The 5,616-nt window shown below is 48.3% G+C and carries 2 tRNA genes and 3 rRNA genes; all 5 read left to right on the top strand.

The window, feature by feature from the left end:
* Positions 1 to 168 precede the first annotated feature (168 nt).
* Positions 169 to 1,705, top strand: a 16S ribosomal RNA gene (locus tag D7V32_RS16580).
* A gap of 61 nt (positions 1,706 to 1,766) precedes the next feature.
* Positions 1,767 to 1,843 (top strand) — tRNA-Ile (locus tag D7V32_RS16575).
* Positions 1,844 to 1,912: 69 nt separating this feature from the next.
* Positions 1,913 to 1,988: transfer RNA gene (locus D7V32_RS16570), tRNA-Ala, on the top strand.
* Positions 1,989 to 2,423: 435 nt separating this feature from the next.
* Positions 2,424 to 5,316: ribosomal RNA gene (locus tag D7V32_RS16565) — 23S ribosomal RNA — on the top strand.
* A gap of 186 nt (positions 5,317 to 5,502) precedes the next feature.
* Positions 5,503 to 5,616: ribosomal RNA gene (gene rrf, locus D7V32_RS16560) — 5S ribosomal RNA — on the top strand; the annotation flags it as partial.

Below are 5,616 nucleotides of genomic sequence, written 5' to 3'. Positions count from 1 at the left end.
AAGATCATTAAGAGATTATGAAGAACAACTTGTGTGGATTTTTACTGGTTGATCAATCGATATATATTATCATTGATAATTGGTAGAAATTACTCGAAGTTTATTTGAGAAATATTTGTCAGTAATTGATGAGCCAAGATTGGCACCCTTTAAGGTGCTATTGATTTTAAACTGAAGAGTTTGATCATGGCTCAGATTGAACGCTGGCGGCAGGCTTAACACATGCAAGTCGAGCGGATGAAAGTAGCTTGCTACTGGATTCAGCGGCGGACGGGTGAGTAATGCTTAGGAATCTGCCTATTAGTGGGGGACAACATTCCGAAAGGGATGCTAATACCGCATACGCCCTACGGGGGAAAGCAGGGGATCTTCGGACCTTGCGCTAATAGATGAGCCTAAGTCAGATTAGCTAGTTGGTAGGGTAAAGGCCTACCAAGGCGACGATCTGTAGCGGGTCTGAGAGGATGATCCGCCACACTGGGACTGAGACACGGCCCAGACTCCTACGGGAGGCAGCAGTGGGGAATATTGGACAATGGGGGGAACCCTGATCCAGCCATGCCGCGTGTGTGAAGAAGGCCTTTTGGTTGTAAAGCACTTTAAGCGAGGAGGAGGAGCTCTAGATTAATACTCTAGATGCTTGGACGTTACTCGCAGAATAAGCACCGGCTAACTCTGTGCCAGCAGCCGCGGTAATACAGAGGGTGCGAGCGTTAATCGGATTTACTGGGCGTAAAGCGTACGTAGGCGGCTTTTTAAGTCGGATGTGAAATCCCTGAGCTTAACTTAGGAATTGCATTCGATACTGGGAAGCTAGAGTATGGGAGAGGATGGTAGAATTCCAGGTGTAGCGGTGAAATGCGTAGAGATCTGGAGGAATACCGATGGCGAAGGCAGCCATCTGGCCTAATACTGACGCTGAGGTACGAAAGCATGGGGAGCAAACAGGATTAGATACCCTGGTAGTCCATGCCGTAAACGATGTCTACTAGCCGTTGGGGCCTTTGAGGCTTTAGTGGCGCAGCTAACGCGATAAGTAGACCGCCTGGGGAGTACGGTCGCAAGACTAAAACTCAAATGAATTGACGGGGGCCCGCACAAGCGGTGGAGCATGTGGTTTAATTCGATGCAACGCGAAGAACCTTACCTGGTCTTGACATAGTAAGAACTTTCCAGAGATGGATTGGTGCCTTCGGGAACTTACATACAGGTGCTGCATGGCTGTCGTCAGCTCGTGTCGTGAGATGTTGGGTTAAGTCCCGCAACGAGCGCAACCCCTTTCCTTATTTGCCAGCGGTTCGGCCGGGAACTTTAAGGATACTGCCAGTGACAAACTGGAGGAAGGCGGGGACGACGTCAAGTCATCATGGCCCTTACGACCAGGGCTACACACGTGCTACAATGGTCGGTACAAAGGGTTGCTACCTCGCGAGAGGATGCTAATCTCAAAAAGCCGATCGTAGTCCGGATTGGAGTCTGCAACTCGACTCCATGAAGTCGGAATCGCTAGTAATCGCGGATCAGAATGCCGCGGTGAATACGTTCCCGGGCCTTGTACACACCGCCCGTCACACCATGGGAATTTGTTGCACCAGAAGTAGGTAGTCTAACCGTAAGGAGGACGCTTACCACGGTGTGGCCGATGACTGGGGTGAAGTCGTAACAAGGTAGCCGTAGGGGAACCTGCGGCTGGATCACCTCCTTAACGAAAGATTGACGATTGGTAAGAATCCACAACAAGTTGTTCTTCATGACGATGTATCTGAGGGTCTGTAGCTCAGTTGGTTAGAGCACACGCTTGATAAGCGTGGGGTCACAAGTTCAAGTCTTGTCAGACCCACCATTCTGACGAACGCAGTATGAAAATACTGAAGCAAACAGAAAATCAGAGACATTGACTTATTGATAAGCTGGGGACTTAGCTTAGTTGGTAGAGCGCCTGCTTTGCACGCAGGAGGTCAGGAGTTCGACTCTCCTAGTCTCCACCAAATTTCAAGACTATAAAAGCAACGCTTTTACTTGAAATTTAAGCAAAAAGCTATGCTTTGCGCAGGCTTTAATCGAACGAAGTTCTAGATTATAGAAATTAATAAGAAGTTGGCGTAATATGCGCATCTTGTTAACTTCTGTGATTTATCACAGTTTACTGTTCATCGACGAGATGGCAGTTAATCATTAACAGAATATATTTGAGTTGAAATAAATTGTTCATACTCGTTTTAGTTAACTTAGCAAGCAATTGTGAAAGTTGAATGAAATGAGTTACTAGCGATTAAACTGAATCAAGCGTTTTGGTATATGAATCTAATTGAAGCTGTACAGTGCTTAAATGCACAGACGCCAACTGTATGAGCGTGATGATTTATCATCATAATCTGTTGCTAATCCTACTTGTAGGGATTAACGACTGTTTGGGGTTGTATAGTCAAGTAATTAAGTGCATGTGGTGGATGCCTTGGCAGTCAGAGGCGATGAAAGACGTAATAGCCTGCGATAAGCTTCGGGGAGGCGGCAAATATCCTATGATCCGGAGATTTCTGAATGGGGAAACCCACCTGCTGTAAGGCAGGTATCGCAACATGAATACATAGTGTTGCGAGGCGAACGAGGGGAAGTGAAACATCTCAGTACCCTTAGGAAAAGAAATCAATTGAGATTCCCTCAGTAGCGGCGAGCGAACGGGGAACAGCCCATTAAGTCATATAAGCTCTAGTGGAATGCTCTGGGAAGTGCAGCCATAGTAGGTGATAGCCCTGTACACGAAAGGGCTTATATGATGATGTCGAGTAGGGCGAGGCACGTGAAACCTTGTCTGAATATGGGGGGACCATCCTCCAAGGCTAAATACTCCTGACTGACCGATAGTGAACCAGTACCGTGAGGGAAAGGCGAAAAGAACCCCTGTGAGGGGAGTGAAATAGATCCTGAAACCGCATGCATACAAGCAGTGGGAGCCGGCTTAGTCCGGTGACTGCGTACCTTTTGTATAATGGGTCAGCGACTTATATTCAGTAGCAAGGTTAACCGCATAGGGGAGCCGTAGAGAAATCGAGTCTTAATAGGGCGTATAGTTGCTGGGTATAGACCCGAAACCAGGTGATCTATCCATGAGCAGGTTGAAGGTTGGGTAACACTAACTGGAGGACCGAACCCACTGTCGTTGAAAAGCCAGGGGATGACTTGTGGATAGGGGTGAAAGGCTAATCAAACTTGGTGATAGCTGGTTCTCCCCGAAAGCTATTTAGGTAGCGCCTCGGACGAATACCATTGGGGGTAGAGCACTGTTTCGGCTAGGGGGTCATCCCGACTTACCAAACCGATGCAAACTCCGAATACCAATGAGTACTATCCGGGAGACAGACTGCGGGTGCTAACGTCCGTAGTCAAGAGGAAAACAATCCAGACCGCCAGCTAAGGTCCCCAAATCTATATTAAGTGGGAAACGATGTGGGAAGGCATAGACAGCTAGGAGGTTGGCTTAGAAGCAGCCACCCTTTAAAGAAAGCGTAATAGCTCACTAGTCGAGTCGGCCTGCGCGGAAGATGTAACGGGGCTAAAATATAGTACCGAAGCTGCGGATTTGCAATTTATTGCAAGTGGTAGGGGAGCGTTCTGTAAGCCGATGAAGGTGGATTGAGAAGTCTGCTGGAGGTATCAGAAGTGCGAATGCTGACGTGAGTAACGACAAAACGGGTGAAAAACCCGTTCGCTGAAAGACCAAGGGTTCCAGTCCAACGTTAATCGGGGCTGGGTGAGTCGACCCCTAAGGCGAGGCCGAGAGGCGTAGTCGATGGGAAATTGGTTAATATTCCAATACTTCTGTTTAATGCGATGAGAGGACGGAGAAAGTTAAGTCAGCCTGGCGTTGGTTGTCCAGGTGAAAGGTTGTAGGCATGTATCTTAGGCAAATCCGGGGTACTCTATGCTGAGAACTGATAGCAAGCTAATTTATTAGCGAAGTGGCTGATACTATACTTCCAGGAAAAGTCTCTAAGCTTCAGTTAAACAGGAATCGTACCCGAAACCGACACAGGTGGTCAGGTCGAGTAGACCAAAGCGCTTGAGAGAACTCTGCTGAAGGAACTAGGCAAAATGGTACCGTAACTTCGGGAGAAGGTACGCTGCTGACGGTGATGGAACTTGCTTCCTGAGCTATCGGCAGCCACAGAAACCAGGCCCCTGCAACTGTTTATTAAAAACATAGCACTCTGCAAACACGAAAGTGGACGTATAGGGTGTGATGCCTGCCCGGTGCTGGAAGGTTAATTGATGGGGTTAGCGTAAGCGAAGCTCTTGATCGAAGCCCCAGTAAACGGCGGCCGTAACTATAACGGTCCTAAGGTAGCGAAATTCCTTGTCGGGTAAGTTCCGACCTGCACGAATGGCATAATGATGGGGGCGCTGTCTCCAGCAGAGGCTCAGTGAAATCGAAATCGCCGTGAAGATGCGGTGTACCCGCGGCTAGACGGAAAGACCCCGTGAACCTTTACTGCAGCTTGACATTGAACTTTGATCTTACTTGTGTAGGATAGGTGGGAGGCTTTGAAGCAGCGACGCTAGTTGCTGTGGAGCCAATCTTGAAATACCACCCTGGTAATATTGAGGTTCTAACTCTGCTCCATTATCTGGAGCGAGGACCATGTCTGGTGGGTAGTTTGACTGGGGCGGTCTCCTCCTAAAGAGTAACGGAGGAGTACGAAGGTGCGCTCAGCGTGGTCGGAAATCACGCGTAGAGTATAAAGGCAAAAGCGCGCTTAACTGCGAGACCCACAAGTCGAGCAGGTACGAAAGTAGGTCTTAGTGATCCGGTGGTTCTGTATGGAAGGGCCATCGCTCAACGGATAAAAGGTACTCTGGGGATAACAGGCTGATACCGCCCAAGAGTTCATATCGACGGCGGTGTTTGGCACCTCGATGTCGGCTCATCTCATCCTGGGGCTGAAGCAGGTCCCAAGGGTATGGCTGTTCGCCATTTAAAGAGGTACGCGAGCTGGGTTTAGAACGTCGTGAGACAGTTCGGTCCCTATCTACCGTGGGCGCTGGAAATTTGAGAGGATCTGCTCCTAGTACGAGAGGACCAGAGTGGACGAACCTCTGGTGTACCGGTTGTGACGCCAGTCGCATCGCCGGGTAGCTATGTTCGGAAGGGATAACCGCTGAAAGCATCTAAGCGGGAAGCCTACCTCAAGATAAGATTTCCCTAGGACTTTATGTCCTCTAAAGAGCCGTTGAAGACTACGACGTTGATAGGTTGGATGTGGAAGTGCAGTGATGCATGAAGCTGACCAATACTAATTGCTCGTGAGGCTTGACTATACAACACCCAAACAGTTGTTGTATAAAAGCTGAAAATCGATTCAAAACCAAACAATCAGAAATGATTGATCTTGATTTAGTTCAAAAGCTAGTTACAATACCAACTCAAATTTATCCTGTTAATAACTCTTTTGACCAAGCAGCGGCACTGAAAAGATAAGACCCAAGCAAAGTCACAACAGTTGTGCTGGCGACAATAGCAAGAGTGAACCACCTGATCCCTTCCCGAACTCAGAAGTGAAACCTCTTAGCGCTGATGGTAGTGTGGGGTTACCCATGTGAGAGTAAGTCATCGCCAGC

The sequence above is a fragment of the Acinetobacter tianfuensis genome (genome assembly GCF_003611465.1).
GTDB classification, from domain to species: domain Bacteria; phylum Pseudomonadota; class Gammaproteobacteria; order Pseudomonadales; family Moraxellaceae; genus Acinetobacter; species Acinetobacter tianfuensis.
Note: the sequence above shows the minus strand (reverse complement) of the source record. Positions and strands in the feature narration are given on the sequence as shown.